General features: G+C 29.6%; 5 protein-coding genes. 4 read left to right on the forward strand and 1 reads right to left on the reverse strand.

Annotated features, from left to right (window positions below; genetic code table 11):
• From E6248_RS11725 to E6248_RS11740, 4 genes are all read left to right on the forward strand, one after another.
• Positions 1–622 (forward strand): TetR family transcriptional regulator (locus tag E6248_RS11725; RefSeq protein WP_316340986.1); only part of this gene is annotated, 622 nt, incomplete at its 5' end.
• Positions 623–774: 152 nt separating this feature from the next.
• Complete coding sequence (locus E6248_RS11730) at positions 775–2,712, forward strand: FAD-dependent oxidoreductase (RefSeq protein ID WP_316340987.1); 1,938 nt, start codon at positions 775–777, stop codon at positions 2,710–2,712.
• 155 nt (positions 2,713–2,867) lie between these two features.
• Positions 2,868–3,512, forward strand: a complete 645-nt coding sequence (locus tag E6248_RS11735; RefSeq protein WP_316340988.1) for a pentapeptide repeat-containing protein — start codon at positions 2,868–2,870, stop codon at positions 3,510–3,512.
• Between the two features lie 126 nt (positions 3,513–3,638).
• Complete coding sequence (locus E6248_RS11740) at positions 3,639–4,403, forward strand: TSUP family transporter (protein ID WP_316340989.1); 765 nt, start codon at positions 3,639–3,641, stop codon at positions 4,401–4,403.
• Between the two features lie 58 nt (positions 4,404–4,461).
• Here E6248_RS11740 and E6248_RS11745 read toward each other — a convergent pair whose 3' ends face one another.
• On the reverse strand, positions 4,462–5,823 hold the full coding sequence (locus E6248_RS11745; RefSeq protein ID WP_316340990.1) for a YjiH family protein: 1,362 nt from the start codon (positions 5,821–5,823) through the stop codon (positions 4,462–4,464).
• Positions 5,824–6,137 lie beyond the last annotated feature (314 nt).

Raw genomic sequence — 6,137 nt, forward strand, 5'->3', positions numbered from 1 at the left:
ATATAATATTTATAGTTTAAACTTGAGAGGTGAAGATATGAGAGAGCTGAAGGGGATAGAAGAAAGAATCTTAGATAGGGCATTATACCTTTTTGGTAAGAATGGAACTACTAATGTTCCAATTAGGACTATAGTAAAAGAGGCTGGAGTAAATGTAAGTGCAATAAACTATTATTTCGGCAGTAAAGATAGGATGATAAAATACATAAAAGAGTTTTATTTAGAGAATATAACTCAAGCTTATGCACCACTTTATGATGAGAATCTTAGTGATATGGATAAGTTAGTTAAATGTGCTAATGAGATAATAGAGTACTGCTTAAGATATCCTGGGGTTTTAGTTATGAATGAAGAAGCTTCTGCTAAAATAGATAAGGATGAAATTGATATACAGATAATTGAGAAGTCAAAGGAAGAAAATAAAAATTTAGATTTTGCTTTAAGAAAAGTTTTAAATTGTAGTGATGAGGAATTTATTTATAAGAGAATAATATTTATTTCTTCAATTACATATCCAGCGACTAATGAAGATAATCAATATGACAAAGAAGTTATAAGCACTGAGGAAAAAAGAATTAATTATGTTACCAATTTAATTAGATTATTAAAAGAAAACAAATAAGTTATAAAAATACTTCTTGAAATTTAGGAGTATTTTATTTTTTTTGTTAAAATTAAAACAAATTGTTTTAAACATATTGATTTATTTTTAACAAAGAAATATAATATATGTAGGGGAAAAATTAAAATAATAAAAATTTTGGAGGTAGCAAAATGGCTTTTGAGAATGTTTTTAGCCCTATCAAGATTAGGGGAATGGAAATGAAGAACAGAGTTATATTCCCAGCTATGGGAACTAAGATGGCTGGAGATGATAAGATGGTGACAGACCAACTTATTAATTATCATGCAGCTAGAGCTATTGGTGGAAACGGTTTAAATTTTACTGAAGTTTGTTCGGTTTATGACAAAGCTTCACCTAAAACTTTCCTGGCAATTTCTGATGATAAATATATACCAGGTTTGAAAAGGTTAACAGATGCAATTCATGCAGGTGGGGCAATGGCTGGAGTTCAATTATGGCTTGGTGGTTCAGCAGTATTATTTGGAGATCCAACATCAATGGTAGTAACTCCAAGTGATTTTAAAGTTCAAGATAATTATGTAATTCCTGGAGCAAGTAAAGAAGTTATTGCTGAGGCTATTAAGGCTTTTGGAGATGCAGCTAGACGTGCAGTTGAAGCTGGATTTGATGCTTTAGAGTTCCATGCAGGACATAATTACACACCACATTCATTCCTAAGCAAAGCTTTTAATAAGAGAACTGATGAGTATGGTGGAAGTTTAGAAAATCGTGCTAGATTCTTATTAGAATGTATAAGATCAATTAGGGCTAATGTACCAGAGGACATGCCATTATTTATGAGAGTAGATGCTTTTGATGATGACCTAGAAGATGGTCTTACTATAGAAGATACTATTCAATTCTGTAAATGGGCTAAGGAAGCTGGTGTAGATGCATTAGATGTATCTCGTGGAAACTTCTCAAGTGCAGCAATAAAATATGAGGTACCTCCAGTAGATTTACCAAGAGGCTTTAATGTAGATAATGCAGCAAGAATTAAAAAAGAAACAGGAATGCTTACTGTTGCAGTTGGAAGAATTAATGATCCAGCACAAGCAGATGAAATAATAAAAAGTGGTAAAGCTGATATGGTAGTTATAGGTAGAGCACAATTGGCTGATCCAGAGTTTTGTAATAAATCAATGAATGGAAAAGTTGAAGACATAATACGCTGTGTAGGATGTAATCAAGGATGTTATGATGGATTCTCATCACCAGAAGTACCATTTATAACTTGTTTAAGAAATCCAGCATTAGGAAGAGAAGCAGAATTTACTTTAAAGAAAACAGAAAATCCTAAAAAGGTGTTAGTAGTTGGGGGTGGAGTTGCAGGACTTCAAGCAGCTATGGAATTAAAGGATAGAGGACATAATCCAATATTATGTGAAGCTTCAAGCTCTCTAGGAGGACAATTTATTTTAGCTGGAGCAGCTCCGAGAAAAGAAGAAATGAAAGAAGCTGCTATATCTATGGGAGATATAGCTAAGAGAAAAGGAGTAGAGATCAGACTTGAAACTCCTGTTACACCTGAAGTAATTAAAGAAATAAATCCAGATGAAGTAATAATAGCAACTGGAGCAGAACCTATGAAATTAAGAGTGCCAGGAGCAGATTTACCTCATGTAACTAATTCTCATGATATACTTGCAGGAAATTCAATGGTATCAGGTGAAGTTGTTGTTATTGGTGGCGGATTAGTTGGACTTGAAGTTGCTGAGTATTTATCAGGAAATGTAAATAAGATAACAGTAGTTGAAATGCTTAGTGAAGTAGCTAAAGATCTAGGTCAATTAAGAAAAATCTGTGTTATGGAAAGTCTATATCATGAAGGAATTAAGACTATAACAGATGCTAAATGTACTGAAATAAAGGAAAGTTCAATAGTAATAGAAAAAGATGGTAAGCTTCAAGAATTACCTTGTGATTCAGTAGTAGTTGCAATAGGTGCAAGATCTCGTGACTTTACTGACCTTTCTAATTACTGTGAAGAAAAGAATATTCCATGCCATGTAATTGGTGATGCAGTAAGAGCTCGTAGAGCATTAAACTGTATTGAAGAAGCTGTAAATGTAGCTAGAGAAATTTAAGCTATAATTAATCTCAATAATATAAATTTAAAAGCTGTATATGTCTATCATAAGGATAAACATATACAGCTTTTTTAGTAAATAAATTATATTATTTCTTTGAATTAAGATATAATAGTTGTATTGTAATAGATTATAGGATAGAGGGATGATACATGGCCAGTAATTATAAGGTACAAAAGCCTAAGTTTTTAGAAGAATTAGAAGAAGTCATAGATATATATGATGAAATATTAGATAGTGATAAGCTACAGAATAAAATAATTGAAAATGAGACTATAGAAGGCTTAGTTAATAAGGGGACTACAATAGATTCTTGTGTATTTAAAAATATTATTTTTAATGGTACTTCAATTAGAAATGTAGACTTATTAGATACGAGATTTGAAAACTGTGATCTTTCTAACATTGATTTAGGGGATGGAAGTATCCATAGGGTAGAATTTATAAATTGCAAGTTACTTGGAGCAAGGTTAGATGAATGTAATATTAGAGATGTAAGGTTTAGTAATTGCCTTGGTAAATATATTAATTTATCTTACTCTAAGATGAAAAATGTGATTATTGAAGAATGTGATTTTACAGAAGGTACTTTTCAGCAAGTAAAATTAGATAAGGTTAATTTTAATAAGTCTAATTTGGTTAATTCATTTTTTAACAAAACATCTCTAAATAAAATAGATTTAACAACATGTGATATTAATGGAATAGATGTTGAGATAAGTGACTTATCAGGAGCTATTGTAAATAGTATGCAAGGATTAGATTTAACAAGATTATTGAATATAGTAATTAAGTAATTAAGTAATAAAGAGGGTTGCAACAATGCGAGCTGAATTAATAATTGTGGAAAATAAGGTAGTATATTCTGAAAGATATCTTATTTAGATAAAAGGAAATATTTAAGAAACTAAGGAGCATAAAACATGATATCATTTAAAGTAATTTTATTAATTATTTGCCCACTAGTATTTATAGCTGGATTTATAGATGCAGTAGCAGGAGGGGGAGGCTTAGTTTCCTTACCAGCATATTTATTTGCAGGGGTACCAATACATATAGCCTATGGAACTAATAAGTTTGCAAATTGCATTGGAACTGGTATGGCATCAGCAAAGTTTTTGAAAAGTGGCAATATAAGACTAAAACCAGCGTTAATTTCAGCTACAGGGGCATTGATAGGTTCTTGGATAGGTGCACAACTTGTACTTTTATTAGATGAAAAGTATCTACAATATTCCTTAATGATAATTTTACCTATAGTTGCAATATTTTTATTATTCAATAGAAATTTTGGACAAGATACTTACATAAAGGAAGTTCCTATAAAAAAATTATACATCCTATCTTTTATAATAGGGCTAATTATTGGAGTGTATGATGGATTTTTTGGACCAGGAACAGGAACTTTTTTAGTACTAGCATTTACAAGTATTTGTGGTTTTAACATGATTACAGCCTCAGGAAATGCAAAAATAGTAAACTTGGCTTCTAATTTAGCAGCACTAGTAGTTTATATATTAAATGGTAAGGTTAGCTTTATGATAGGAATACCAGCGGCTGTATTTGCAGTGCTAGGAAATTATATAGGAGCACATTTCGCAATAAATAAGGGAAGTAAATTTATAAAACCCGTGATAATTCTGGTTATAGTAATGTTATTTATAAAGATAATAGTAGATTTTATATAAAATGAATTAATCCTCTTAATTAAGAAACTTATATTCTTATTAAGAGGATTTTTTTTATTTAAAATATAAAGTTTGCAACAAGAACTATTACAGGTAATGTAATTATAGTTCTTTCCACAAATATTATTAATAATTGCTTTAGTGATACAGGTATTTTTGATCCAAGTAGGACTCCACCTACTTCAGACATATATATTAATTGAGAAACCGAAGTACAAGCAACTATAAATTTAGTCATATCGCTAGTTATTGAGTTAGCAGCTAATACGGATGGAAGTAACATATCTGCAAATCCAACTACTAAAGTTTGTGATGCAGCTACAGCTTCTGGAACTTGAAGTAGGTTTAAATAAGGAATAAATGGTAAACCTAAAATTTGGAATACAGAAGTATATTCTGCAATTATTAAAGCTATAGTTGCAAGAGCCATAACTATAGGTAAAACTCCAAGCCACATATCTAAAACATTTTTAATACCATCAATTACAAAAGATTTGATTCCAGGATTATTTCCAGACTTATCTATAGCCTTTTTATATCCCCAAGAAAAAGCAGTATATCCTTCTGGAATAGTTTCATCATCCTTTTTTCCCTTATTGTTATAATAAGTATTAGGAATTTTACGTAAAGGATATATTCTTGGAAGAATAATAGCTGCAACTATACCTGAAAATGTTACTGTCAAGTAAAAAGGTATAAATAAATGAGACAATCCGACAGTATCTATTACTATTAAGCTAAAGGTTATAGATACAGCAGAGAAAGTTGTACTTATTACAGCAGCTTCTCTTTTAGAGTAAAACCCTTCTTCATATTGTTTATTAGTTAATATTATTCCTAGTGTTCCATCACCAAGCCAAGAAGTAATACAATCTATTGATGAGCGCCCAGGTAAAGTGAATACAGGCCTCATAACTTTAGTAAGAATTGCACCGAAGAATTCTAATAGTCCAAAGTTAAGTAATAGTGGTAATAATAAACCAGCAAAGAAGAATATAGTAAATAAAATTGTAAGCAAATCATTTAATACAAAAGATCCAGTTGAAGAATTTATTATCATTTCAGGACCAAAATTAAATAATGCTAGAACACAGAATACTGCACCAAAAATTCTAGCTATAAACCAAATTGTACTTACATTAAACAATGTGTTTAAAAATTCATTTTCCACAATAAATTTTGGTTTAAATACTTTAGTAATTACGCTAAATATAGCAGATATACAAACCATAAAAGTAATAATAGTAGTTAAGTAGCTACCTAAAGACTTAGCAAGAAATTTAGACATTAAAGCTACTGGTATAGTGATTTCTCCATTAAATTTAATAGGAACCATAAATAATAGTATTCCTATTAAAGATGGGATAATAAAAGCAAGTGAATTCTTAAGAGAAAACGCATCTTTAGTTAAATTTTTCATTTCGGTCTCCTTTATATCCAATTTATTAATAATTATACACAGAAATTAATTTTAATACAAAATTGACTAAAAAATCAATAGATTTTTATACAAAAATAACTAAAATTTATGCAAAATCACAATGTTAATATTTTCTTGCAATAAGGATAAACTAAAATCATTAATTAAGATTAAGGAGAATCTAATATGAGCAAGAAAAATGTTATTACATATTTAGTTATTTTTAATTTATTTGTGATATTAATAATATTATTAAGTAAAATTCTTATAATTAAAAACTTTTTTAAGGTGATTTTTGCAGTAGTGATTATACC

The organism is Clostridium sp., assembly GCF_032552055.1.
Classification (GTDB): Bacteria; Bacillota; Clostridia; order Clostridiales; family Clostridiaceae; genus Clostridium.